This is a genomic window from Variibacter gotjawalensis (genome assembly GCF_002355335.1).
In the GTDB taxonomy this organism is placed as follows: Bacteria; Pseudomonadota; Alphaproteobacteria; order Rhizobiales; family Xanthobacteraceae; genus Variibacter; species Variibacter gotjawalensis.
Genome location: NZ_AP014946.1, coordinates 2,030,396 through 2,053,451 on the forward strand (window position 1 = coordinate 2,030,396; position 23,056 = coordinate 2,053,451).

Below are 23,056 nucleotides of genomic sequence, written 5' to 3' on the forward strand. Positions count from 1 at the left end.
GCGTCATGATCAGGATCTCGCGTCGCGCCGCGCTCGGCATAGGCACGACATTCGCAACCGGCATTGGTGCCCGGTGCTTATTTGCCCAGGCGAACCCGATAAGAGGTCCGATCACGCTTGTCGTCCCCTTCGCTGCGGGTGGCGCGACCGACATCGTCAGCCGCCTCGTCGCAAAGCGCCTATCGGAGCTGATCGGGCAGTCGGTCATTGTCGAGAATGTCGCGGGTGCCGGCGGCATCACCGGCGCAACCCGCATCGCGCGTGGCGCGCCGGACGGCAGTGTATTGCTGATGGGAACGGTGTCCACGCATGCGATCAATCCGTTGATGGCCGCGAAGCCGCCTTACGATCCGCTCAGCGATTTTACTCCCGTGAGCCTAGTCGCGGTGGTGCCGAATGTGATCGTCGTCAGTCAAAAGACGCCGGCGAAGGATATTCAGGGCCTCATCGCTTGGCTGAAGACGGAGCCTGGAAAGCACACCTACGGATCGTCCGGAAATGGAACGCCGCCGCATTTGTCGGGCGAGCTTTTCAAATCGATGGCTGGCGTCAGCATGACGCATGTTCCGTATCGCGGAGGCGGACCAGCGATGACGGATCTTGTCGGAGGACAGATCCCGATCCTCTTCGATGTGTTGTCCGGCGCGGCGGGCTTCATTCGCGATAGCGCCGTGCGTGCGCTCGGCATCACGACGAAAGTACGGTCACCTTCGTTTCCGGACTTGCCCACGGTCGCGGAGCAGGGGCTTGCAAACTACGAGACGTATACGTGGAACGCGGTATTCGCGCCGCCCGGAATGCCGGAGGCTATGTCTCGATACTTGAGTGCGCGCTTCAAGGAAGCCGTCGACGACGCGGAAATTCAGAAGAGGTTGCGCGAACTCAGCGCGGATCCGATCGGCTCGACACCCGAGCAGTTGACCGAGCAGGTGAAGAGCGAGATGGCTAAGTGGCGGCCCGTTATCGAGTCCGTCGGGCTCAAGCAAAACTAGAGACGTTCAATGCGCGCCGACCGGTTTCAGGAAATCGCCGCCTTCGTGCAAATCGCGAAGAGCGGCACATTCTCGGCCGCGGCACGCGCCCTAGACCTGACGCCTTCCGCCGTCAGTAAGCTGGTATCGCGGCTTGAGAAGCGCTTCGGCGTTCGTCTGTTCAATCGCAGCACGCATTCGGTGCGTTTGTCTCAAGAAGGCGAAGCGCTGCTCCAACGAGCATCTCGCGTGCTCGAGGCGATGGACGACACTGACAAGCTTGCTGACGCATTTGCCGCCATCCCTTCGGGGTTGCTGCGCGTTTACGGGCTTCCGTCTTTTGCGTTGTCCCAGCTTGCACCGATTATCCCGGAGTTTCTTGTTCTCAATCCGCAGATACGCCTCGACCTGCAATTGGGAACCGAGAAGATGGATTTCGTCGAAGCCGATGTCGATGTGGTGCTGCGTCTCGGCGATCACACCGACAGTTCGCTGATGGCCCGAAAGATCGCCGAGAGCGGCTGGGTGATTTGCGCCGCTCCGTCGTACATCGCGAACCGTGGCATTCCGACAACGCCGGAGGAGCTTGCAGGGCACAACTGCATCAACTTCTCGGTCAGAACGCATTCGATCGTTTGGACCTTCGACAACTATTCTCCGGGACGTCAGGCCGTCACCGGGAACGTCGCGTCGAACCAAGCTCCCATGTTGCGAGAGCTCGCCCTTCGCGGTGTCGGGATCATTCGCGTCGCCGATTTCGTCGTCGCGGACGATATTCGATCGGGAGCGCTCGTGCGCTTGCTTCCTGGCTACAGCGGCGCTTCGCGAGAGCCGATATTCGCGCTTTACCAGCCGCAACCGCAGCAATCGCTTCGCATCCGCACGTTCGTCGATTTTCTGTGCCGGAAATTTTCCCATAGTCCCTGGGCTATCCCGCCCGCGTGATCGCAGGATCGCTTGTGAATGCGGCTCACAAGCGATGTTCCGCACATCGGCTGGCCGCGGACCAGCAAGGCAGGCACCTTCCGCATCAACAACGGTCGATGGGGAGGTCCTGTGCAAAGCTATTTCTATCTCGTCTTCACGCGCGCCAAGCCGGGGCAGGACGAAGCGTTCAACGCCTGGTACTCAGACCGTCACATCTATGATCTGATTGCTATTCCGGGCATTCGCGCTGCGCAGCGCTTCGCATTGCTCGATCTCACCACCGGCCAACCCACGCCGGATTATCTTGCGGTTTACGAGTTTGACGATCTCGAACGCGCGATCGGCGGAATCGCTGAGCGGCGCGGCACCGATAAGATGCCGTCCACGGACGCCATTGACCGCAGCGTCAGCCGCGGTGTCGTATTTAGACCGACATGGCCGCTGGCTGTCTCGTGGCGTTTCGATCGCGGCACGCTCGATCTGGTTAAGCCGCAGCAAGCGCTTTCTACCGAACTCGCGGGCGTTGAGGGTCTCCTCGTAGCGCATGATCGGCAATCGCGCCCCGGTCCTACTCCGTACGATCTCGCCTTCTTCGCGCGCGGTGACGACGCGGGCCGCCCGAAGTCGTGGGAGGCTGTCGCGAAGGATGCTGCGGATCGCATGACAGCTGCGATGAAGCCTATCACTGAGCGGGTCGCAAGCAAGACCGAGCGAGCTTAGCGCGATGAGAAACGACATCGAGTTCGACGCTGAAGGCGTAACCCTGCGCGGCTGGCACTACGTTCCAACGGAAGGGAAGGGGCCGTTCCCGACGATCGTCATGGCGCATGGATCGGCCGCCTTAAAAGAACAATACCTAGACCGCTATGCTGAGGTGTTCGCGGCCGCCGGTCTGGCATCGGTCATCTTCGATCATCGTAACTTCGGCGCCAGCGACGGTGTGGTGCGGCAGGAGATCGACCCGATCCTGCAGATGCGAGACTACCGCCACGCCATCTCCTTCGCGCAGACGCTGCCGTCCGTCGATGGTGCGCGGATCGGCGCGTGGGGAACGAGCCTCAGCGGCGGCCACGTTTTGATGCTCGGAGCGATTGATCGGCGCGTGAAATGTGTCGTGTCGCAAGTTCCGACAATCAGCGGCCACGCAGGTTCGTTGCGCCGAACGCGCGCAGACCAGATGGCTGCATCGCGTGCCCGGTTCGAAGAAGATCGCCGCCGCCGCTTCGCAGGTGAGCTGCCCGGCACAATGCCGCTCGTCGCAGAGGATCCGCAAACGGCGTGCTTCAATGGTGGAGCAGACGCCTGGGCATTTTTCCAGGAAAGCCTCAAAGTCGCGCCGACGCGCCGAAACGAAGTTACGCTGCGCAGCGCGGAGATGCTGCGCGAATACGAACCTGGCATATACATCGGCCGCATAAGCCCGACGCCGTTGTTGATGATCGTCGGCAATCGCGACACGCTCACCGCAACAGATCTTGCACTTCAGGCTTATGAGCGTGCGCTGCAGCCGAAGAAGCTCGTGTTGTTCGATGGCGGGCACTACGACCCATATGTCCGGCTGTTTCAGATTTCTAGCACGGCCGCGCGCGACTGGTTCGTCGAGCATCTGATCGGGGATACGAAATGAGCAGCGTGACGAGCGCGGATCGCTTTTTGATCGCTGCCGATACAGGTGGAACTTTCACGGATCTGGCAGTCTATGATTGCGAGACCGGCGAAACGCGCTTTGGAAAAACGCTGACGACGTACGGAAATCTAGTCGATGGCGTCATCGCGGGGCTGGAGGATGCGCAAGCGCGCGTCGACCAGGCTTCGCTGTTCAAGCACGGCACGACCCACGTCATCAACTCGTTCATTCAGCGCAAGGGGTGCAGAGCGGCGCTTGTGACCACGAAAGGTTTCCGCGACGTCCTCGAGATCGCTCGCGGCAATCGGCCGGAGACCTTCAATCTGCGTTATCGACGCGATCCGCCGCTCGTGCAACGGAGTATGCGCTTCGAAGTGATCGAGCGAGTTGACGGGCAGGGTAATGTGCTGCAGCCGCTCGACGTCGGGAGCGTCGAGCAGGTTGCGCGCGCACTCCGCTCGGCGGGAGCGGAAGCTGTGGCGATCTCGCTGCTGAACGCTTACGCTAATGCCGAACACGAGAAGCAGGTGCGCGAGATTCTTCGCGACCTTCTGCCCGGCGTCTACATCACGATCGGGACAGAACTCTCGCGCGAGTGGATGGAATACGAGCGCACATCGACCGCGGTCGCGAACGCTTTCGTCGGCGCGCAGATGGCGAAATACGTCGAGGGATTCGAGCAGGCGCTGAAAGAGCGTGCGTTCAGCGGTCGCTTCTACATGATGGGCTCGAACGGTGGTGTTATGAGCGCGGACGCAGCCATCGAGCAGCCCGTTGCTCTTGTCGAGTCCGGGCCCATCGGCGGATGCATTGGCGCCGCGGCTTACGCGAAGGCTCTCGGGATTTCGCGCATGATTGCTTTCGACATGGGCGGCACGACAGCCAAATGTGCGCTCGTCGAAAACGCTCAATTCGATGTCACCAATACCTACTGGGTGGGTGGTTACGAGAGGGGCTTTCCGCTCCGCACGCCGGTGCTCGATATCGTCGAAGTAGGGGCGGGCGGCGGGTCGATCGCGTGGCTCGACGATAATACGCGGCTTCGGTTAGGCCCGAAGAGTGCTGGTTCCGACCCAGGGCCCGTCTGTTTCGGCCGGGGCGGCGACGCCCCGACGGTAACCGACGCTAATCTCGTGTTGGGCAGGATCGGCTCCGACAGTTTCATGAATGGCCGATTGAAGTTGGACGAGCAGGCTTCGTTCGGCGTCATCGATAAGAAGTTGGCCGGGCCACTCGGCTTTGCGGCAGGCGATCGCGTCGATCGCGTCGCGCAAGGCATCCTCGATCTGGCGACGGTCACCATGTCTGGCGCTATCAAGGAGATCACCGTCGAGCGCGGACGCAACATACTCGACTATCAGCTCTTCGTCTTCGGCGGCGGAGGGCCACTGTTCGGTGGTGACCTCGCACGCAATATCGGCATCCGCGACGTCATCGTCCCGCCGCACCCGGGTGCTTTCTCGTCGCTCGGCATGCTCATGGCGGAAGCGCGCCGCGATGCCTCACGCACCTTCCTTAAAGAACTGAGTGCCGAAAATCTCGATACTGCGAAGTCGATGATCGCGACGATCTCGGTCGAGCTACGCCAATCCATGTCGGCGGAGTTCGACGTTTCGGCGATCTCATTCATCTACGAAGCCGACATCAGTTACATCGGCCAGTCCCACACGGTCCGCGTTCCCTTGCCGGCTGAGCTGACCGTAGAGTCGGTGCAGTCGGCATTCGAAGCGGTTTACCGTGCGCGCTACGGACATCTCAACGAAGGCACCGGAACGGCCTTCGTCGTGCTCCGTGTCGGCGCCTTGGTTCCGACCTCGCGGCCGAGCCTGGAGCGGATGCGGCCGGCTGGCGGTCATACTTCACCGAAGCCGCGAACACATCGCTCCGTCTATTTTTCTGAGCTCAGCCGCCGGCTGGATACGCCCGTTTATGCACGGACTGATCTCGGCGCAGGTGCGGAGTTGAATGGTCCGGCCATCGTAGAAGAATACAGCTCGACCGTCGTAGTCGGACCAAAGGACAAGCTGGTTGTAGGTGAATTCGGCGAACTCCGAATTCGCTGCGAAGGTTTGATGCGCAAAAGGCAGTCAGCCAATGGATGACATTTCCCACTCGCTCGAATTTGCGCATGCAATCGACCCGATCGAATTACAGATCATTCGCCAACGCCTGATCGCGATTCCGAACGTGATCGAAAAGAATATCGAGCGCACGGCCTTTAGCTTGCTCGTACAGGAATACAAAGATTATGCGGTCGGTTTCGTCGACGCGACCGGTAGCCTCGTCACCCAATCGCGTTACAGTCTGCCGGGCTTTGTTGCGAATGCTCTCGGCCTCGCGGTGCGTTCCGGCCTCGATCTCATCGGCGCCGACGAGATGCAGGAAGGCGACGTCTTCATCAGCAACGAGGCTGCAACGCTTGGCAAGCATCTCAACGATGTCTGCATGTTCACGCCGATCCGTATCGATGGACATTTGCTCGGATTCTTCGCGGTGCTGGTCCATTGGGTGGACGTCGGCGGGATGATGCCGGGTTCCTGTTTGTCTCCGACCACGACGGAGGTCTACCAGGAAGGCGTGCAATTTCCGCTGCTCAAGCTCGTCAATCGCGGCGAGCGGCGGCGCGAGATATTCCGTTTGATCGAGGTCAATACGCGGTTCCCACGCCTGGTGATGGGAGACCTCGAGGCACAACTCGGCGGCTGTCAAATGGGCCACGACATGGTGCGGCAAGTGGTGTCTCAACACGGCCTGGCGGAAGTGCAAGCCGCAATGGAAGCGATGCATGCGGATGCGGAGAGTAGCATGGCGCGTGCTTTGCAAACTCTGCCGCACGGTACGTACACGGCGTCGTCCTTTTTTGACGACGACGGAATCAAAGTCGGCGAACCGATCAAGGTCGACGTGAAGGTCATTGTCGATGAAGACGGCCTTACGATCGATCTATCGGATGTGAATGACCAAGTATCCGGCCCATTCAATTCGGGCCGGGAGGGTGGCGCCGTCGCTGTGGGGCGGATGGTCGCCAAATTCCTATTCTCGTCGATGTCGCCCGTAAACGAAGGCGACTTCGAACGCGTCAAAATTGTTATTCCGGACGGCAAGTTTCTCAGTGCGCGTCCTGATGCTGCGTATGGCAGCGCTGGCAATACACACGCAAGCGTCGTCGATACGATTCTCAGCGCTTTTGCCGAAGCGTTGCCGGATCGGATTCCGGCCGGACATCACGGTATCTACGGCACGCACACCATCACGGGTGTCGACGAAAGATCGGGAACCCGTTTCCTTTGTCTCGACGCGATGTCGGGAGGTTGGGGGGCATTTGCCGACTCCGACGGCCCTGGTCCTTATCGCTCGACGACGCACGGCGATGTTCGCGACGTACCGGTCGAAATCCAAGAGGCGATGTATCCGTATCGTATCGAGTCGAAGAAGTTGCGGACGAATTCCGGCGGCGCCGGAAAGTTTCGCGGCGGCCTCGGTATCGAAAAGGTCTACCGCTTCCTGCAGTCCGTGACCTTGATGAACAAGATGGATCGCACGCGCTGTCCGCCATGGGGTCTGGCCGGAGGTAGCGCTGCCGCGACCGCGGGCGGTGAAGTGCGCCGCGCTTCAGGCGATGTGTCCGTTCTCAAGAAAGGCAAGCTGGAGATGGTGGCTGGAGATGTCGTCGTCATCTCGAGCGGCGGCGGTGGCGGAAACGGGCCAGCTTACGAGCGCGATCCGCTCAGCGTGCTCCGCGATGTATCCGAGGGATACGTGTCGGTAGATGCGGCGAAGAGTGCCTACGGAGTGGTGCTGAATGACGACTATCAAATCGATCAGCAGGCAACCGCGGCGCGCCGCAGGGCGATGGCGGCTGCGAAATAAAACAATAACAACAAGAAGAGGGGAAATGCGCATGCTGAAGAAAATGAGTGCAGCGCTGTTGGCGCTGGCCATTGGCGTCTCCAGCACGGCGGCTCAAGATTCGGCCCCGATCCGGATCGTGATTGGGTTCGCCGCCGGCGGCGTCACGGACATCCTCGCGCGAGTGCTAAGCGACGAGATGGGCAAACGCCTCAACACAACTGTCATCGTCGAGAACCGTCCCGGCGGCGCCGGCTCGATTGCCGTCCAACAGGTATCTCGCGCGAAGCCCGACGGCACGACGCTCATCATGATCCCGGGCACCTATACGATTGTGCCAGCCATCCGAACGCTCGACTTCGACACCAAGACCGCACTGACGCCGATCAGCTTGATCGCGAGCGCGCCGTCCATGTTGGCCGTGGCCAAGAACACGAAGTACACGAACGTGAAAGAGGTGATTGCGGATGCGGCGGCACGTCCGGGCGAGATCCCCTATGGAAGTTCGGGCGTAGGTTCGACATCTCACTTCATGGGAATTCTGTTCGAGCGAGAAGCGAAGGTGAAGCTGAATCACATTCCTTTCAAAAGCTCGGGTGAATCGCTTCAAGCTGTGTTGGGCGGTCACATCCCCATGTCATTCTCGGCGGTGAACTCGGCGCTCAGCGCAGTGCAGGCCGGCGAAGTTCGCGCCTTGGCGATGGGCTCCGCGAAGCGTTCGTCGTTTCTTCCGGATGTACCAACATTTGGCGAACTCGGCTTGCCGAAAGTTTTGTCGGAGACATGGATTGGTCTGTGCGGACCTGCCGACATGCCTGCGACATTAGTGCAGAAGATCAACGCGGCTGTGATGGAGGCCGTCAAGATGCCGGAGACTCAGAAGCGGTTGCAGGAGATCGGCGTCGACGTCTTGGCCGAGGGTCCCGAGCAGTTCAAGAAAACGATCAACGACGAAGTCGATCTGTATGAATCATTGGCGCGCTCAATGAACTTGGCACGCCAATGAATGGCCCAGAGTTAAGATGAGCTAACAACTGGGCGCGATTTCGCGCCCAGCTAGTAGTGACGTTCCGACAGAGCTATCTCTCTCGTCGAGGCGTTGCGAGCGGGCTAAAATTTGCTTGCGTCTAACCGGCAAATCGGCTGTCCACGCGGCCCTTCATCGCATCGACAACACTAAGAGATGCTTGGCACGCGCTAGCGATCGCGTTGTGTGCAGACAGATGTCGGCAGAGGGTAGTGGCGGCAACACGGATTCGGGAACATGGCGCAGACTGCGCGGAAAAGTTCCGGCTTTCATCACGGTTACAGCAAGTCCCTCCGCTGCGACAGCTTCGACAGCGGCTGTGCTGTGACTCACGAAAGCTAAGCGCCAACCAGGACCGATTTTGTCGAGTGCTTCGATGGCCCACTCCCGCAATAAGCACTCAGGTGGATAGAGCGCCAGCTGTAGCTGATCGGATAAGTCTAGATCGTTGATTGCCGCGGCCCAGACGGCTTGCTCGCGGCGCAGAAAATGCCCTCTGCCCGTGCCAGACGGATGCATCGCGATGACGAGATCAAACGGACTTCCGAGCCGCTCGATCATCGCGCCGTTAAGTCCTGTTGCCGTCACGATGTTAACGCGCGGATATTCTCCCATGAGCGAGTGACGCCGACTCCCACACTGCGATCTTGCCATTGAGGGGCGGGCAAGCAAGGTGGGCAGCATCGTTATGCTTGCGGGTGGTGGAGATTCTCAAGCAAACGCGCATTCGTCCGCATCAAAATTGCCTGATCGCGACGCGAGCGATCACCGCCTTGAAAGTCGCCCACCTGGGGTGTCTTGGACGCGGTCGCGTAGAACACGCGACAACTGATTGCCGACGCGGTTCATCGACCGAATGACATCATCTTGCGGCCGTCGCGTTAGTCGATCGATTAGGCCCGATGCGCCGAGGCTGTAAATAACGCCGATATCCGGAATGCGGATCGGCACCGCAAGTGCGCCGACACCCATCTCCATTTCGTTGAAGCACGTCGCGTGGCCAGCTTCTCGCACCGACGCATATTCGCGCTCGACAGCGGCACGCGTCGTTAGAGTTTTCGCTGCGAGTTTCGCTAACTTCCCGGCCAACGCCTTGTCGACAATGCTCTTCGGTTGGAAAGCCAGAATGGCCTTCGCAGATGCGGCCGCGTTAGGCGGCATCACATGGCCGGGCACGACATAACCTTGCAGGCCCTTTGTCGGAACCGCCCAAGCGATCGACATTACTTGATGTCCCACCAGTTGAGTGAGGTAACAGGTCTCCGCGAGTTCGTTGGCAAGCTTGTCGAGCGCCGGCTGAACCGCGATTTGCAGCCATGCATCGCCGGATCCGGCATGCAGCAAGCGCAGCAATCGTTCGCCAAGCCGATAGTCCTTCCGCGTCGGCCCGAGCATTTCGACGAGGCCTGATCGCTGAAGATTTTGCAGCAGCCGGTGCGCCGTTCCGACCGGCAGATTTGTTCGCTCGGCGACTTCGGAAAGATTCAGGCTGTCGCCGGCCGCTCCGATCGTCTCGAGGAGTTGCATGTACCGCTCGAGCGGCGGTGCCTTGACTTCTTTCATAACAGCGCCCGCGTCAATTTTGAGCATGGTCGATCGTTGACAACGCCAGCGGCATAACACTAGGATTATCGATAATCAATAAGTTTTCTCGATTTTCGGAAAAGAGGAATCCATGACTGAAGTGGCGTCGAAACTGACTTTTCCTGGAATGCTTATGCGTCGACTCTTCGCGCTCGGAGCCGCGGTCGCTCTGACATTAAGTCCGCAAATCGTTCGTGCGCAGGAGCCAGGCATGAGCGCCAAGGCCATCAAAATCGGCATCCTCGGCAGCTTGACCGGACCGGCGGCTATCTTCGGAACGGGCAATCTCGCGGGTGCTACAATCGCTTTCGAAGAAGCGAATGCTGCGGGCGGCATCAACGGTCGCCAAATCGAATGGATCTCGCTCGATGACGAGTCTTCGCCGCCAAAGGGCATCGCGGCATTCAAGCGACTCGTCGAGCAGGAGAAGGTGTTCGCGGTGTTCGGGCCGGGATCGAGCGCGATCGGGCAAGCGCTGATCCCGAGCTTCAAAGCAAGCAAGACACCGGTGTTTATCTCGGTGTTCTCGACACCCGCGGTCACCGAGCCGGCCGTCCGTACCGTGTTCCGCACTGGTCCGATGAATGATCGGCAGCAGGGCATCGCGATCGCCGATTACGTGATCGAGCACATGAAGGCGAAGAAAATTTCGCTCATCCGTCAGACCGACGAATACGGCAAGCGCGGCGGTGAGGCCGTCGTCGGCCGCTTGAAGGAGCTGAAAGTCGAGTTGGCCAACGAGGAGGTTTTCAATCTCTCCGACTCTGACTTCACCGCGCAGATCACGCGTACGATTCAGGCGGCGCCGGATGTCGTGATCATCTACGGTTATCCAAATCCCTCGGCGATCATCACGCGTCAAGCCAAGCAACTTGGACTCAAGGCGAAGGTCATGGGCGCGAATTCGGCCGGTAGCCGCAAGTATCCGGAAATCGTCGGTGAAGCCGCGGCGGGAACGCAGAATATCATCACGCTGCAAGTCCTCCCGGAAGGCGATGATCCGGCAGCGGTGAAATTCCGCGCGGCGTTCGAGAAGCGTTTTCCGGATCTTGCGAAGCAGGGCCGTCCCGATCTTGGTGACGTGCTCGCCTATGGTGGTGCACTTGCTTTCAATGAAGCGTTGAAGCGCGCCGGCAGCAATCCCACGCAGGATGGGTTCATCAAGGCGCTCGAGAGCCTGAAGGGCTTCGAGACCGGCCTTACGCTGCCGACGACCTTCTCGGAGACGCAGCGCGAAGGCAATGTCGCGGCACGTATCGTTGAGGTGCAGAGCGATCTTACGCGAAAGATGCTCCCCGCCATCGTGCGCGATCAGAGCGCTGCCAAGTGAGTGGCGCTGAACGCCAGCTTTACGCTTGCGACTTCGTCGTCGGCCAGACCTTCAGCGGCAGCGAACGTCTCATCGACGATGAAGCGTTCGCGGGCTTCGCAAAGCTGACCGGCGACGACCATCCGATCCACTACGATGACGCTTACGCGGCAAAGACGCGCTTCGGTAAGCGCTTGGCGCATGGGCTGTTGCTGATGTCGATGACCGCGATGGGCGCGACGCCGATGTCGCGCCAACTCGAAGAGTCGATGGTGGCTTTCGCCGAGCAGAAATGTCGCTTTAAAGAACCGGTGTTTCCCGGCGAGCGCGTGTCGAGCCGCTTCGAAGTCGTCTCGATCGATCGGAAACCCGATCGGCCGACCGCGCTGCTTCGGCTGAAGGTCGAGCTCTTGAATCAGAATGGCGAACCGGTGCTAGAAGGCGAGCACGCTTACGTGCTGCGGTGGCGAAGCGGAGAGAGCGATAATGCTTGATCGCTACGCCGCGGAGCGCGCCTCGTTCGACTGGAGTTCTGTTCGCCGAGCGCTCGATTGGGATGACACAGGGCCGGTTTTGCTCGGGCATACGATCGTCGATCGTCATACGGATAGCCTTCGGCCTGCGCTGATCTGGATTGGCGAGGATGGCCGTGAGATCACCGTCAGCTACCGCGAATTGTCCGAGGCGAGTTCGCGATTTGCCAATGTGCTGCGCAGCCGTGGTGTCGCGCCGGGCGACCGAGTCGCCGGGTTGATGCCGCGGGTCCCCGAGACACTCATCTGCATCTTGGGTGTGCTTAAAGCGGGCGCGATCTACGTGCCGCTGTTTACGGGCTTCGGACCCGATGCATTGAACTTTCGCCTTGAGCATAGCGGCGCGCGCGTCGTCGTGACGCATCATGCGGTGCGGGGTCAGCTTCCGGCCGAGATCAGTTCGGACGTCATCTGCGTCCACGGCGATGGCGAACGTGTCGCCGGGGACATCGATTTTGCCGAAGAGCTTTCGCGCGCCAGCGATGTGTTCGCCGAAACGCCGCGCGATCGCGAAAGCATCGCGACGCTGATATATACATCGGGCTCAACGGGCCAGCCGAAAGGCGGCGCGATCGCGGTGAATTTTCTCGCGGCGATTTGGCCTTACATCACTTACGGCATCGATCTTCGTACCGATGACGTGCTGTGGCCGACCGGCGATCCCGGCTGGGGATATGGCTTTGTTTGCTATCTCGGCGCGCTGGCGCGCGGCGCGACAGTCGTCTCGCTGCAGCCAAATCCTTCGGCGGATCTCGCACTTTCGATCCTCGCGCGCCATGACGTAACGAAGCTCGCAACGACCCCGACGCTGTTGCGCGGCCTGATGGCGCTTGGCGATGCGCGCGTGAGCGGGGTCCGCACGCAGTTGCAGAACATCACGAGTTGCGGTGAGCCGCTCAACGCGAAGGTCGTCGAATTCTTTCGCGATGCGTGGAACTTGACGCCGATGGATCACTTCGGCGCGACCGAACTCGCGCTGCCGATCGGCAATTACGGGACGCTCGATGTGCCGGTGCGCGCCGGCTCGATGGGCCTTCCGTCGCCTGGCTTCGATATCACGATTGTAGACGACAGCGGGTCCGAGCTTCCGTCCGGTACAATCGGGTTTCTTGCCAGCCGCACCGATGGCGATAGCCGATACTGGGTCAACTATTGGAATGATGAAGCGGCGTCGCGCGATTTGATGCGCGCGGGCTCAATCGTAACCGGGGACCTCGCACGCCGCGATCACGACGGATATTTTTGGTTCGAGGGCCGCGCCGGCGACATGATCAAGAGCGCGGGTTATCGGATCGGGCCATTCGAAATTGAAAGCGCGCTGCTGCGCCATCCGGCTGTTGCCGAAGCTGCCGTTGTCGGCAAGCCCGACGACATGCGCGGCGAGATCGTCAAAGCATGGATAACGCTGCGCCCGGGCTTCTCGGGCACAGACGCGCTCTCGACGGAGCTCGTCGAACTCGTCCGTGCAAAATTGGGACGTCATCAGTATCCGCGCGAAATCACCTTCGTCGACAATTTGCCGAAAACCGAGACCGGCAAGATCCAACGTTTCATGCTCAGAGAAAAAACGTGAGTTCAAAAATGGCTGTCTATGAACCAATCCTGCCCGGCCCGAATTGGCCGAAGCGTTATACATTCTCGCCGGCTGTCCGCGTCGGCAATCTCGTTTTCCTGTCGGGCAGCACGGCGGGCGACGCGCATGGCAACATCGTCGGGCCTGGCGACATCGCCGCACAGACGCGCTTCATCTTCGAGAAATTCCAGATCATTCTCGAAAGCGTCGGCGGCAGCTTGGCGAATATCGTCGAGACGACCGAATATGTGCTCTCGCTCGACGACTATAAGAAGACTGCCGCCGTGCGTACGGAGCTGTTCAAAGGGCCGCCGTGGCCGGCCGCGACCGGTGTTGTCGTCAGCGGTCTCGTGCGCGAAGGTGCCTTGATCGAAATCAAGGCGATCGCGGCGCTCTGATATGCTGGCTCAGGTTCTCCTCAGTTCGATAACGGCGGGCGCGGTTTACGCGTTGATCGCGCTCGGCTTCGTGCTGATCCACAAGGGAACCGGAGTCGTTCATTTCGGTTACGGCGACCAGGTAACATTCGGCGCTTACTTGGTGCTGATCGGCCAAGCTTTCGTTGGCCTGCGCTTTGATGTTGCGGTCGTCATCGCGCTGCTCGGCTCGGTCGCGCTCGGCGCTGCGATCTATTTCGCGCTGATGTGGCCGCTGCGAAATGCATCGCTGCTGGCGCGCATCATTGCGAGCCTTGCGCTCGGCACCGCGCTGCGCGAATTCCTCCGTAGCTACATGGGCCCAAGCGCTTGGCCATTCCCGTTCCTCCTGTCTTCGACGGCCGTCGATGTGGGCGGGCTGCTTGTTGTCCCGGCAAACCTCGCGATTATCGGTGTCGCGATCGCGGTCCTTGTCGTGCTGTTCATTCTGTTCGATCGCACGCCCTACGGCAAAGCGATCCTGGCGGCGTGCGAGAACAGCGTTGGCGCTAGCCTTGTCGGCATCCATGTTTCGACCGTCTTCATGATGATCTGGATCGTCGCATCGGTTCTTGCGACGATCGCGGGAATTCTGGTCGCGCCGCTGCTCACGCTGTCGCCAGATATGGGGCTGATCGGCATCAAGGGATTCACGGCCGCGGTTCTCGGCGGGTTCAACAGTCTGCCGGGCGCCGTCGCGGGCGGACTGGCGCTCGGTATCCTCGAGGCGCTGGTCGGTACTTACATCTCGAGTGCGCTGAAAGACATGATCAGCTACGCGATTCTTATCGGTGTCATCCTCGTGCGGCCGCAAGGCTTGTTCGGCGAGTTGACGCTGAAGAAAGTTTAGCGCGATGCTCTGGCGTATTATCTCGCTGGTCGTTGGCGTCGGAGCGTTCTTTGCGCTCCCCGCAGTGCTCGCCGAGTTCCAGCTTTTCCAAGTCTGCCTGATCGCCGCGACAGCTTTGGCCGTGCTCGGCCTCGTCATCGTTACGGGCCTCGCAGGACAGATATCGCTGGCGCAAGCCGCATTCGTCGGCCTCGGCGGATACATTCCGGCGATCATCTACACGCAATTCGGCGTGCCGATCTGGGCCGGCATCCCGCTTGCAGCGATCGTGATCGCGGCAGTGGGCTTTCTCTTGGGCCAACTTACGCTACGCGTTTCAGGACATTATCTTGCACTCGCCACGATGGCGTTCACGGCGATCGTTCAGCTCGCTTTCATCCACTGGGAGTCGGTGACGGGCGGTGCAGTCGGGCTCGCGATGCCGACGCTCGAATTGTTCGGGATATCCTATACCAGTGGCCGCGGCCTCTACTACATCGTCGTTCCGGTAACCGCTTTGCTGTTTTGCATCGTTTACAACTTCCTCGCTTCGCCGGTCGGGAGAACATTCGCGGCAATCCGGCAGAGCGAGACGGCAGCAGAAGCGATGGGCATCAATGTCCTCGCCTACAAGGCCGCGGCTTTCGCGGCGAGCGGCTTCCTGGGCGCGATCGGCGGGGCGCTTCTCGCTTTGCTCTCGACCTACCTCGACCCATCCCAATTCGGCATCACGCAGACTGTGTATTTCCTCGCTGTCGCGGTTGTTGGCGGGATGCTGTCGCCGATCGGCGCACTGATCGGGAGCGCGGTCTTCATCATATTGCCGGAGTTCCTGCAGACGTTTCAGACTTATCTGGGTCTCGTCTTTGCGCTGCTGTTGCTCGGCTTCATAGTGTTACGGCCGAACGGGCTCGTCAGCATGCTGGCGACGCTGAGGCGCATCGTACCGTCGCGGGCGCGGGGCGCGCGATGATGGCCGAAGCGCTGTTGAGCATCGATGAAGTCTCGGTCCGGTTCGGCGGCGTGGTCGCGCTCGACGGTGTTTCTCTCAACGTGAAACAAGGTTCGATTCATGCCGTGATCGGCCCGAATGGTGCCGGGAAGAGCACGCTCATCAATGCCGTGACGGGCCTTGCGGCGATCAATAGCGGCTCGGTGCGCTTCTTGGGTCAGCGGATCGATGGATCGGCTCCGCACGCGATCAATCGACGCGGGATCGCCCGCACGTTTCAGAACACCGAGTTGTTCGGCGAAATGACTGTGCTAGAGAATGTGATGATCGGGGCGGATCGTCATCTCGCCGGTGGACTGCTCAGCAGCGCGCTCCACTTTCCGGGTTATCGGCGGACGGAGCGCGCGGTTTTTGAAGAGGCCAAGCGCTTGCTGGGGGTGGTCGGACTGTCGGACGATATCGATACCGCGGCGGCGGCGTTGCCGTTCGGCAAACAACGGCGGCTTGAGATTGCGCGTGCACTCGCCACGCAGCCGAAGCTTTTGCTGCTCGACGAGCCTGCCGCCGGATTGCGGTCGGCCGAAGTCTCGGCGCTCAACGACGTTTTGATATCGCTGCGGACCAAACTTGGCCTGACCATTCTGGTGATCGATCACGTGATGGCGCTCGTCATGGCGATTTCGGATCGCATCGCGGTGCTCAATTTCGGGCGGAAGATCGCGGAAGGTACGCCGACCGAAGTTCGCAATTCGCCTGAAGTGATCGAAGCATATCTCGGTGAGAAGGCTGCGCATGCTGCGGATCACTGACCTTTGCGCCGGCTACGGCCAGAAGCAGGTTTTGCGCGAGGTCTCGCTCGACGTTCCGCGCGGCGCCGTTGTTGCGATTCTCGGCGCCAACGGCGCTGGCAAATCGACGCTGCTGAAATCGATCGTCGGGCTGGTCCGCGCTACATCGGGTAGCATCACACTCGACCAGAAACCGCTCGCGAATGAAAGCCCGGACCGCGCGCTCCGCAGCGGCATCGCGCTGGTCGCCGAGCAACGCGAGCTCTTCAAGTCGATGAGCGTCGCGGACAATTTGATGCTCGGCGGTTTCTTGCGCCGGGGAACGGCAGAATGCCTTGAGGATTTCGAGAAACTGCTGGACGTTTTCCCTCGGTTGCGAGAGCGGTCAAAACAGCCCGCGCGCACGCTGTCGGGCGGAGAACAGCAGATGCTCGCCATTGCGCGCGCTCTGATGGCGCGCCCGTCATATTTGCTGCTCGACGAGCCGTCGCTCGGGCTCGCTCCACGCGTGGTCGAAGAGATATTCGCTATCGTACGGCGCGTCAGTGCCGAAGGCGTCGCGATCGTCATCGTGGAGCAAAATGTCAGCTTGGCGCTCGACGTCGCTCAGAACGGTTACGTGATGGAAGTCGGCGCAATCACGGTGTCTGGAGCGTCCGAGTTGTTGCGGACGATGCCAGCCGTGCAACAGGCTTATCTTTGAGGTTGGCTAAACCCGAGCGTTCTCACTGAAAGCTCAGCGACAGGTGCCTGCCAGAACTTACTCCGGCGTGATCCCTGCGACGCGCGCGACCGTCCGCCAACGTTCCATTTCCTTTTCGGCGTAGCTGGCGAGTTCTTCAGGGCTCGACGCGATCGGCTCCACACCTTGTTTGATGAGTTGCTCTTGGATTGCAGGATTGCGTAGAACCTTGTGCACAGCGTCCACCAAGCGCGCGGCAATTGGCGCAGGAAGCCCGGCGGGTGCGGCGATCGCTTGCCACGATGTGACATCGACTTGCGGCATGCCGAGCTCGACGAGAGTAGGGAGATCAGGCGCGAGCGATGATCGCTTCGCCGCCGTGATGGCCAGAGCGCGCAGCTTCCCGTCTTGCGTGAATGGGTAGAGCGACGAGAAGGCGTCGAACAGTACGTCAATATGTCCGGCTACAAGATCGGTCATTGCGGGCCCGCTGCCTTTGTAGGGCACGTGCGTCATCTTCAAGCCGGTTGCTTGATTGAATGCCTCGGTCGCGAGCCGCAGCGACGCGCCGGCTGAGCCGAAGCTCAATCCGCCCGGTTTCGACTTTCCGAGCGCGACCAGTTCAGCGATCGATTTTGCCGGCACATTCGGATTGACGGCGACAAGCAGTGGTTGCCGTGCGACCATCGAGATCGGAGTGAAGCTTTTCTGGGGATCGTAGGGCAGCTTCGCGAATGTTGCCGCGTTGATCGCGAGTGTCGAGATATTGCCCATCATGATCGTGTAGCCATCCGGCTCGGCGCGCGCGACCGCTTCGGCGCCCGGGATGCCGCTGGCGCCGGCGCGGTTCTCGACAACGACAGATTGGCCGAGCTCCGCGCTGAGACCTTGCGCCATCGTCCGGCTGACGAGATCGGTAACGCCGCCCGGAGCGAACGGGCAGATGATGCGCACCGGCTTGTTCGGCCACGCTTGAGCAGCAGCGCTCTTCGGAACGGCGGTCCCGGCCAGCAGGCCGGCCGCTGCAGCGAGGATGATCCTCCGGTCCACGTTTTTCATTTTTGTTCTCGTTTGATGTGGCTGCGCTCAGAGCACCCCAGGATAGGCACCGCCGTCAATCAGCAAATTTTGTCCCGTGATGTATCCGCCGTGAACGCTGCACAGAAACGCGCAGGCCGCGCCGAACTCGTCGGGATCACCGAAGCGACGCGACGGGATCGCATCGCGGCGGCTCTGCACATAATCCTCGTGTGGCGCGCCGGCCTGAACGGCGCCCGCGCGGAGGTTTGATGTCAGGCGGCCGGTCTCGAACGTGCCCGGCAACAGATTGTTGACGGTCACACCGTCCGCCGCGACTTGCCGCGCGAGGCCCGCGACGAAGCCGGTTAGCCCCGAGCGGGAGCCGTTGGATAGCGGCAGATAGGTGCTCGGCGCTTTGACGGTGGTGCTCGTGATGTTGACGATCCGCCCCCAGCCGCGACGCGCCATGCCATCCACGGTGGCACGCATCAGCTCGATCGGCGTCAGCATGTTGGCCAGTAGGGCATCCTGCCAATCGGACACTTCAAGCTCGCGGAAGTCGCGCGGTAAGGGGCCGCCCGCATTGGTGACGACGATGTCGAAAGCAGCCGCCTCGCGATAAGCCAGTTGCGCAGCTCCTTGCAAAGCGGCTTCGCGGCCATGCGGCGTAGTGATGTCGGCGGAAACCGGAACGACGTTGGCGCCCATGGTGCGCAATTCGGCGGCGGTTTGCTCGAGCGCCTCGATACCGCGTGCGACGAGAACGATATCCGCCCCTTCGCGCGCAAGCGCCGCCGCGCAGGCACGACCGAGCCCTTTGCTGCCTGCGCAAATAAGAGCAGCTTTGCCCTTCAACCCGAGATCCACTCCGGCACCCTTGTTGCTCCAACTCTCGTAGGATCGACCGAGAGGGACTTGCAAGGCCGCTAACGGCCCGAGACGGCAGGTTTACGCTTCTCGCGCCAAGCCAGGTGCGCTTCCTTCGAGTCCTCAGTTTGGCTGAGCACCATGAAGCGATAGACGTCTGCCTCCGAGGCATCCTTGATGTTCGGAATATCGAGGCCTTTGTTGAGCGACTCCTTGACCAGGCGGGAACTCAGCGGTGGTAGCGCCGCGATGTCTTCGGCAACGCTCATGGCCTGCGCCATCAGCTGATCGTGTGGTACCAGCCATTGCGCGAGCCCTGTGCGATACGCTTCTGCGGCCGTGATCGGATAACCGAGCGCGGCGCGCATGGCGTTTCCTTTGCCGACCCAGCGTGCGAGGCGCACTGCGCCGCCGTAGGCCGGCATGATGCCAAGCCTTACCTGCGGCAATCGCCATTCCGCCCGCTCCGACGCGACGATCAGATCGCAGCAATAGGTCGCGATGCAGCCGATGCCGATCGCGTAGCCGTTGACGGCCGCGATGACAGGCTTCGGAAAGTCCGTCAGCAAGTTCGCGACAAACTTGCGCCATTCGGGAATGCCGGTGATGAAAGCGCCTGCGGAATCCACCGTATGGGTCGTCTTGTCGGACAGGTTCGCGCCGGCAGAGAAAGCGGCGCCGCGCTCGTCGCCGGTCAGGACGACGCAGCGGATCGCATGATCTTTCTCGATCTCGCTGAGCGTCTTTTCGAGACCTTCGTTGTAGTCTTCGTCCCAAGCGTTGCGCGCGTCGGGACGGCTGAGCGTCAGGATCGCGACGTTTCCGCGTGTCTCATAGAGCAACGGCATTCTAGAGCCCCTTTGTTCGGATCATTGCGGCGGGCGCGTCTGGATGACGTGCTTCGCCTCGAGTGCTTGGAGAGCGGTATCGGAGAGACCGGCCATGTCACCCAAGACGTCGGCGGTGTGCTCCGCTAGCATCGGCGGCCGTGTGTCGTGCGGCACAGGCGTGCCGTCCAGGCGCAGCGGCGAGGCGATCAGCGATATCGGCCCGGCCTGCGGATGCTCGAGCGCAACGACATTGCCGCGCGCGCGGACGTGCGAATCCGCGAAGATGTCCGGCAGCGTGTTGATCGGCCCCGCTGGGATGCCGGCAGATTCGAAAGCCGCCAAGCATTCTTCGACTAAGCGATCGGCTAGTCTGGGGACAATGATCTCGTCCAGCATAGGCCGGTTCGCAACGCGCAGCTGCGGCGATACGAACCGTTTGTCGTCCAGCAAATCTTGGACTCCGAGCGTCTCGCAGAAGCGGCGGAACTGCTGCTCGTTGCCGACGACAAGCATCACTTGTCCGTCGCGGCAGTCGAACACGCCGCTCGGGTAGGCGACGGGGCTGCGGCTTCCAGCGCGCGGTTGGATGCGGCCACAGGTTAGGTAGTCGACACCGACATATGACAGCGCCGAAAGCATCACATCGAGCAGTGCCATATCGATGTACTGGCCCGCACCGGTTTGTTCGCGGAATCGAAGCGCGCCGAGGATCGCTGACGACGCATTCACGCCGGTCATAATGTCGATGAGCGGTAGGCCTGCGCGCTGAGGCCCGCCTCCGGCTTCGTCGGGCTCCCCGGTCAGGCTCATCAAGCCGCCGAAAGCCTGGATCACCGGATCGTATCCACCGCGCGTCCGATAGGGACCAGTCTGACCGAAGCCTGTGACCGAGCAGTAGACGATGCTCGGTTTAAGACGTGCGAGGTTCTGATAGCCGAGGCCGTAACGCGAAAGCGTGTCGACCTTGAAATTTTCTACGATGACGTCGCATTGCAGCGCAATTTTCTGAACAAGCGCTGCGCCTTCTTCGGTCGCGAAGTCGATCGCCACCGAGCGCTTCCCGCGATTGAACGCCCAGAACGCCGCGGAACGATCCGTAAGAGGACCGTTAGAGCCGAAATGCGGTCCCATCATCCGCGTGTCATCGCCGACCTGCGGTCGCTCGATTTTGATCACATCGGCGCCGAGATCGGCCAGCATCTGGCAGGCAAGGGGTCCTGCGATGACGCGACTGAGGTCGAGGACGCGAACGCCTTCCAATGGACGCGTGATCAAGCGAGCTACTCCATCAGCTTGATGTTTCCGGCGCGAACGATCTCGCCCCATTTTTTGTTTTCGTCCTCGATGAACTTGCGGGCACCCGCCGTATCGCTACCGACGATCGTGTTTCCGCCTGCGATCAAACGGCGCTCCACTTCGGGATCGGCGAGCGCGATCTTGATAGCCTTGTAGATGCGCTCGACGATCGCATCCGGTGTTTTGGCAGGAGCAAAAATGCCGACCCAGTTCTCCGCGTTGAAGCCGGGCAATCCGGACTCCGCGAGCGTCGGCACGTCAGGCAAGCGCTTCGAGCGTTGCAGGCCCGTAGACGCAATCGCGCGTAAATGGCCGGACTCGATCAGTGAGATGGTTGCAGAAACGGTGGAAAAGCTGAAGCTCACGACACCCGCGACGACATCGCTGATCGCCGCGCTATCCCCGCGATACGGGACGTGCACGATGTCGATGCCGATCTGTCGGCGAAACATCTCGGTCGCAAGATGCGTCGGGCTGCCGACGCCAGAGGAGCCGTACTGAAGCTTGCCGTTGTTCTCTTTGAGATACGCGATGAACTCGGCCGGGGTTTTCGGCGGCAGTTTTGGATTCTGCACGATGACGACATCGTTGGTCGCGACCAGACTCACCGGAATGAAGTCGTTCACGGGGTCATAAGGCGCCTTCACCATGTGCGGATGGATTGCGAATGCACCAACGCTGCCGAGCAAAAGCGTATATCCATCAGGTGGAGACTTGGCGACGACATCCGTGCCGATGCGTCCGTTCGCGCCTGCGCGGTTCTCTACGATGATGGGCTGGCCGAGCTCGCGGCTCATGCGATCAGCGACCAGGCGACCGACATTGTCGGTGACGCCGCCTGGGGTAAACGGGATCACAAGTTTGATCGGACGATCCGGATATGTCTCAGCGGCAGCCGGTAACACTGACGCGACAGCGAATGCGGCAATGAGAACGTGCGCGAAGCGTGCGACGTTGAATGGCATCCAATCCTCCCGTTTTTTTGAGAGGATAGGCAGGTCGGTCTTATTTGTGAATTATCATTTGGCTATCAGACTAATTCGAATATCGTATTACGATGAATCTGAGATCGCTCCGCTGTTTCATTGCTGTGGCCGACGAGTTGAACTTCAGCCGTGCCGCCAAGCGATTGAACATGTCGCAGCCGCCGTTGACGCAGCACATCAAAAACCTCGAAGAAGAACTTGGCGCTGTCTTGTTCCATCGAACGAAACGTACCGTGCAGATATCAGAGGTCGGAGCAGCATTGCTCGACGAAGCGCGGCGTTTGCTCGCGCATGCGGACGGGCTGCCGCATCTTGCCCAGCGTGCAAAAGGAGGTGGAACGGGTTTGCTTCGCGCCGGATTCGTGGCTTCGGCCGTCTTCACGCGAGCGCGATCGCTCTACACCAAGCTTTCGTTCGGCATACCAGGCATCGTGACGATGTGGCAGGAGATGAACTCGGCGGAACAGATGGCCGCGCTACGCGAAGGCAAGCTCGATATCGGTTTCGCCTATCTCGCCGCCGAAAGCGAAGACCTAAAATCGAAAGTGGTCTTTCGAGATCCGATCGTCGTAACCGTGCCGGAGCATCACCGGTTCGCTAAGCGCCGCAGTATTCGACTAACCGAACTGCGCGACGACGATTTCGTCCTTCCAGTTCGCCATTTGTCGCCACGCTTCTACGATCGCGTCATCTCCGCCTGCCACGAAGCGGGCCTGAGCCCGACGATCCCACACCAGCCGCGACATATGCTGTCGATACTCAGTCTGGTGTCGATGGGAGCAGGAGTTTCGTTTCTACCGCGATCGCTAGCCAAGGCAGGTTTTCCCGGCGTCGCATTTTTGAACATCGCGGGAACGACGCCGGACATCGAGCTTTCCGTCGTTTGGCATCCGGACAACATCTCGCCGGCTTTGCGGCGTGCTCTTCAGGTCATTGTGCCGCTGTGCTGAACAGCATGCGATTGAGTGGTTTTGGGCGCGGCGAACTCGA

The 23,056-nt window shown here is 60.6% G+C and carries 23 protein-coding genes and 1 pseudogene; 17 read left to right on the forward strand and 7 right to left on the reverse strand.

Annotated elements, in window-relative coordinates; genetic code table 11:
• Window positions 1-5 precede the first annotated feature (5 nt).
• The 7 genes from GJW30_RS09865 to GJW30_RS09895 are packed head-to-tail and all read left to right on the forward strand — an operon-like array spanning window position 6 to window position 8,380.
• A complete protein-coding gene (locus tag GJW30_RS09865; RefSeq protein ID WP_096354799.1) occupies window positions 6-992 on the forward strand; it encodes a Bug family tripartite tricarboxylate transporter substrate binding protein in 987 nt (328 codons plus the stop codon).
• Between the two features lie 9 nt (window positions 993-1,001).
• Window positions 1,002-1,916, forward strand: a complete 915-nt coding sequence (locus GJW30_RS09870) for a LysR family transcriptional regulator (protein WP_096354801.1) — start codon at window positions 1,002-1,004, stop codon at window positions 1,914-1,916.
• A gap of 18 nt (window positions 1,917-1,934) precedes the next feature.
• On the forward strand, window positions 1,935-2,618 hold the full coding sequence (locus tag GJW30_RS09875) for a DUF4286 family protein (protein ID WP_096354804.1): 684 nt from the start codon (window positions 1,935-1,937) through the stop codon (window positions 2,616-2,618).
• 4 nt (window positions 2,619-2,622) lie between these two features.
• Window positions 2,623-3,525, forward strand: coding sequence for an alpha/beta hydrolase (locus GJW30_RS09880; protein WP_096354807.1), 903 nt, complete (start codon window positions 2,623-2,625; stop codon window positions 3,523-3,525).
• The gene (locus GJW30_RS09885) at window positions 3,522-5,627 is read left to right on the forward strand and encodes a hydantoinase/oxoprolinase family protein (RefSeq protein WP_096354810.1); all 2,106 of its coding nucleotides are present in this window, start codon (window positions 3,522-3,524) and stop codon (window positions 5,625-5,627) included. The genes GJW30_RS09880 and GJW30_RS09885 overlap by 4 nt, the downstream gene beginning before the upstream one ends.
• The gene (locus tag GJW30_RS09890; protein WP_096354813.1) at window positions 5,620-7,395 is read left to right on the forward strand and encodes a hydantoinase B/oxoprolinase family protein; all 1,776 of its coding nucleotides are present in this window, start codon (window positions 5,620-5,622) and stop codon (window positions 7,393-7,395) included. The genes GJW30_RS09885 and GJW30_RS09890 overlap by 8 nt, the downstream gene beginning before the upstream one ends.
• A gap of 31 nt (window positions 7,396-7,426) precedes the next feature.
• The gene (locus tag GJW30_RS09895) at window positions 7,427-8,380 is read left to right on the forward strand and encodes a Bug family tripartite tricarboxylate transporter substrate binding protein (protein WP_165391645.1); all 954 of its coding nucleotides are present in this window, start codon (window positions 7,427-7,429) and stop codon (window positions 8,378-8,380) included.
• 153 nt (window positions 8,381-8,533) lie between these two features.
• Here GJW30_RS09895 and GJW30_RS09900 read toward each other — a convergent pair whose 3' ends face one another.
• Together GJW30_RS09900 and GJW30_RS09905 are read right to left on the reverse strand one after the other, a co-directional pair.
• Window positions 8,534-9,016: a LysR substrate-binding domain-containing protein gene (locus tag GJW30_RS09900; RefSeq protein WP_245408714.1), complete on the reverse strand. Its 483-nt coding sequence runs from the start codon at window positions 9,014-9,016 to the stop codon at window positions 8,534-8,536.
• A gap of 150 nt (window positions 9,017-9,166) precedes the next feature.
• Window positions 9,167-9,964: an IclR family transcriptional regulator gene (locus GJW30_RS09905; protein WP_165391646.1), complete on the reverse strand. Its 798-nt coding sequence runs from the start codon at window positions 9,962-9,964 to the stop codon at window positions 9,167-9,169.
• 112 nt (window positions 9,965-10,076) lie between these two features.
• Here GJW30_RS09905 and GJW30_RS09910 point away from each other — a divergent pair, with 112 nt between their 5' ends.
• Genes GJW30_RS09910 through GJW30_RS09945 form a run of 8 tightly spaced genes read left to right on the forward strand, consistent with a single transcriptional unit; the run spans window position 10,077 to window position 17,088 of the window.
• Complete coding sequence (locus GJW30_RS09910) at window positions 10,077-11,315, forward strand: ABC transporter substrate-binding protein (RefSeq protein WP_197703782.1); 1,239 nt, start codon at window positions 10,077-10,079, stop codon at window positions 11,313-11,315.
• On the forward strand, window positions 11,312-11,788 hold the full coding sequence (locus tag GJW30_RS09915; protein ID WP_096354827.1) for a MaoC family dehydratase: 477 nt from the start codon (window positions 11,312-11,314) through the stop codon (window positions 11,786-11,788). Before GJW30_RS09910 ends, GJW30_RS09915 begins: the two co-directional genes overlap by 4 nt.
• Window positions 11,781-13,400: an acetate--CoA ligase gene (locus GJW30_RS09920; RefSeq protein ID WP_096354829.1), complete on the forward strand. Its 1,620-nt coding sequence runs from the start codon at window positions 11,781-11,783 to the stop codon at window positions 13,398-13,400. The genes GJW30_RS09915 and GJW30_RS09920 overlap by 8 nt, the downstream gene beginning before the upstream one ends.
• An 8-nt stretch (window positions 13,401-13,408) precedes the next feature.
• Window positions 13,409-13,798: a RidA family protein gene (locus GJW30_RS09925; RefSeq protein WP_096354831.1), complete on the forward strand. Its 390-nt coding sequence runs from the start codon at window positions 13,409-13,411 to the stop codon at window positions 13,796-13,798.
• Between the two features lies 1 nt (window position 13,799).
• On the forward strand, window positions 13,800-14,666 hold the full coding sequence (locus GJW30_RS09930) for a branched-chain amino acid ABC transporter permease (protein WP_096354834.1): 867 nt from the start codon (window positions 13,800-13,802) through the stop codon (window positions 14,664-14,666).
• Between the two features lie 4 nt (window positions 14,667-14,670).
• Window positions 14,671-15,618: a branched-chain amino acid ABC transporter permease gene (locus GJW30_RS09935; RefSeq protein ID WP_096354837.1), complete on the forward strand. Its 948-nt coding sequence runs from the start codon at window positions 14,671-14,673 to the stop codon at window positions 15,616-15,618.
• Window positions 15,615-16,406 carry an ABC transporter ATP-binding protein gene (locus tag GJW30_RS09940; RefSeq protein ID WP_197703783.1) on the forward strand — a complete coding sequence of 264 codons (792 nt, stop codon included), beginning with the start codon at window positions 15,615-15,617 and terminating at the stop codon, window positions 16,404-16,406. Before GJW30_RS09935 ends, GJW30_RS09940 begins: the two co-directional genes overlap by 4 nt.
• Entirely contained in the window at window positions 16,390-17,088 is a 699-nt protein-coding gene (locus tag GJW30_RS09945) for an ABC transporter ATP-binding protein (RefSeq protein ID WP_165391647.1), read from the forward strand. The genes GJW30_RS09940 and GJW30_RS09945 overlap by 17 nt, the downstream gene beginning before the upstream one ends.
• Window positions 17,089-17,145: 57 nt before the next feature.
• On the opposite strand, the gene GJW30_RS09950 is transcribed toward GJW30_RS09945, so the two are convergent.
• From GJW30_RS09950 to GJW30_RS09970, 5 genes are read right to left on the reverse strand one after another with little or no spacing between them, the layout of a single operon-like run.
• On the reverse strand, window positions 17,146-18,126 hold the full coding sequence (locus GJW30_RS09950) for a Bug family tripartite tricarboxylate transporter substrate binding protein (protein ID WP_096354842.1): 981 nt from the start codon (window positions 18,124-18,126) through the stop codon (window positions 17,146-17,148).
• A gap of 27 nt (window positions 18,127-18,153) precedes the next feature.
• Window positions 18,154-18,954, reverse strand: coding sequence for an SDR family oxidoreductase (locus GJW30_RS09955; RefSeq protein WP_096354845.1), 801 nt, complete (start codon window positions 18,952-18,954; stop codon window positions 18,154-18,156).
• A 59-nt stretch (window positions 18,955-19,013) separates the two neighbouring features.
• Window positions 19,014-19,802, reverse strand: a complete 789-nt coding sequence (locus GJW30_RS09960; RefSeq protein ID WP_096354848.1) for an enoyl-CoA hydratase/isomerase family protein — start codon at window positions 19,800-19,802, stop codon at window positions 19,014-19,016.
• 21 nt (window positions 19,803-19,823) lie between these two features.
• A complete protein-coding gene (locus GJW30_RS09965) occupies window positions 19,824-21,059 on the reverse strand; it encodes a CaiB/BaiF CoA transferase family protein (RefSeq protein ID WP_197703784.1) in 1,236 nt (411 codons plus the stop codon).
• 5 nt (window positions 21,060-21,064) lie between these two features.
• A complete protein-coding gene (locus tag GJW30_RS09970) occupies window positions 21,065-22,045 on the reverse strand; it encodes a Bug family tripartite tricarboxylate transporter substrate binding protein (RefSeq protein WP_096354852.1) in 981 nt (326 codons plus the stop codon).
• A gap of 92 nt (window positions 22,046-22,137) precedes the next feature.
• Here GJW30_RS09970 and GJW30_RS23215 point away from each other — a divergent pair.
• A pseudogene (locus tag GJW30_RS23215) lies at window positions 22,138-22,260 on the forward strand (LysR family transcriptional regulator); the annotation flags it as partial.
• An 87-nt stretch (window positions 22,261-22,347) separates the two neighbouring features.
• Window positions 22,348-23,016, forward strand: coding sequence for a LysR family substrate-binding domain-containing protein (locus GJW30_RS09975; protein WP_245408716.1), 669 nt, complete (start codon window positions 22,348-22,350; stop codon window positions 23,014-23,016).
• The last annotated feature ends 40 nt before the right edge of the window (window positions 23,017-23,056 follow it).

What these genes read in the sequence shown, in the direction of transcription:
- GJW30_RS09910 (WP_197703782.1), top strand. Translation starts at nt 10,077, where the DNA reads ATGACTGAAGTGGCGTCGAAACTGACTTTTCCTGGAATGCTTATGCGT.
- GJW30_RS09940 (WP_197703783.1), top strand. Translation starts at nt 15,615, where the DNA reads ATGATGGCCGAAGCGCTGTTGAGCATCGATGAAGTCTCGGTCCGGTTC.
- GJW30_RS09875 (WP_096354804.1), top strand. Translation starts at nt 1,935, where the DNA reads ATGCGGCTCACAAGCGATGTTCCGCACATCGGCTGGCCGCGGACCAGC.
- GJW30_RS09890 (WP_096354813.1), top strand. Translation starts at nt 5,620, where the DNA reads ATGGATGACATTTCCCACTCGCTCGAATTTGCGCATGCAATCGACCCG.
- GJW30_RS09950 (WP_096354842.1), bottom strand. Translation starts at nt 18,126, where the DNA reads ATGAAAAACGTGGACCGGAGGATCATCCTCGCTGCAGCGGCCGGCCTG.
- GJW30_RS09895 (WP_165391645.1), top strand. Translation starts at nt 7,427, where the DNA reads ATGCTGAAGAAAATGAGTGCAGCGCTGTTGGCGCTGGCCATTGGCGTC.
- GJW30_RS09905 (WP_165391646.1), bottom strand. Translation starts at nt 9,964, where the DNA reads ATGAAAGAAGTCAAGGCACCGCCGCTCGAGCGGTACATGCAACTCCTC.
- GJW30_RS09920 (WP_096354829.1), top strand. Translation starts at nt 11,781, where the DNA reads ATGCTTGATCGCTACGCCGCGGAGCGCGCCTCGTTCGACTGGAGTTCT.
- GJW30_RS09870 (WP_096354801.1), top strand. Translation starts at nt 1,002, where the DNA reads ATGCGCGCCGACCGGTTTCAGGAAATCGCCGCCTTCGTGCAAATCGCG.
- GJW30_RS09880 (WP_096354807.1), top strand. Translation starts at nt 2,623, where the DNA reads ATGAGAAACGACATCGAGTTCGACGCTGAAGGCGTAACCCTGCGCGGC.
- GJW30_RS09930 (WP_096354834.1), top strand. Translation starts at nt 13,800, where the DNA reads ATGCTGGCTCAGGTTCTCCTCAGTTCGATAACGGCGGGCGCGGTTTAC.
- GJW30_RS09925 (WP_096354831.1), top strand. Translation starts at nt 13,409, where the DNA reads ATGGCTGTCTATGAACCAATCCTGCCCGGCCCGAATTGGCCGAAGCGT.
- GJW30_RS09865 (WP_096354799.1), top strand. Translation starts at nt 6, where the DNA reads ATGATCAGGATCTCGCGTCGCGCCGCGCTCGGCATAGGCACGACATTC.
- GJW30_RS09970 (WP_096354852.1), bottom strand. Translation starts at nt 22,045, where the DNA reads ATGCCATTCAACGTCGCACGCTTCGCGCACGTTCTCATTGCCGCATTC.
- GJW30_RS09935 (WP_096354837.1), top strand. Translation starts at nt 14,671, where the DNA reads ATGCTCTGGCGTATTATCTCGCTGGTCGTTGGCGTCGGAGCGTTCTTT.
- GJW30_RS09900 (WP_245408714.1), bottom strand. Translation starts at nt 9,016, where the DNA reads ATGGGAGAATATCCGCGCGTTAACATCGTGACGGCAACAGGACTTAAC.
- GJW30_RS09885 (WP_096354810.1), top strand. Translation starts at nt 3,522, where the DNA reads ATGAGCAGCGTGACGAGCGCGGATCGCTTTTTGATCGCTGCCGATACA.
- GJW30_RS09945 (WP_165391647.1), top strand. Translation starts at nt 16,390, where the DNA reads ATGCTGCGGATCACTGACCTTTGCGCCGGCTACGGCCAGAAGCAGGTT.
- GJW30_RS09960 (WP_096354848.1), bottom strand. Translation starts at nt 19,802, where the DNA reads ATGCCGTTGCTCTATGAGACACGCGGAAACGTCGCGATCCTGACGCTC.